Here is a 352-nt window from a genome sequence, read left to right as displayed (position 1 = left end):
CCCCTAAGTGCCAGCCCCTTCGGGGTACCCGTTGGAGCGCCATGAAAAATGGGCAAGGCAGAGTCGCTGCGCTCCGACTGCCTTGCTGATCCATTTTTCATGGCGCTCCAACGGCTGGCCCACAAGGGGAGAAAACCCAACTGCCTCGGCTTCGCCATCGGGATGGGTAGGGTGGTTGCGCGTTGGTTCCATTCTTTGAACCAAGCCAGCTGCAAGCATCGCGATGCCGTAGGCGAGCCGGATAAGACGTCCGCTTCTGCCCAGCCACGAGAGCGGGAGAAAAAATGGAAAAAGAAGGACAGTCGGAGCGAAGCGACTCTGTCCTTCCCATTTTTTCTCCCGCTCTCGTGGG

The 352-nt window shown here is 58.8% G+C and carries 1 protein-coding gene; it reads left to right on the top strand.

The features are described 5' to 3' along the window. Positions 1-48: 48 nt before the first annotated feature. A partial coding sequence (locus AKL28_RS25245; protein ID WP_231602693.1) for a hypothetical protein occupies positions 49-352 on the top strand: 304 nt, incomplete at its 3' end.

It is taken from the genome of Herbaspirillum chlorophenolicum, from assembly GCF_001189955.1.
Taxonomy (GTDB): domain Bacteria; phylum Pseudomonadota; class Gammaproteobacteria; order Burkholderiales; family Burkholderiaceae_D; genus Herbaspirillum; species Herbaspirillum chlorophenolicum.
This window is presented reverse-complemented; position numbering and strand designations above follow the sequence as displayed.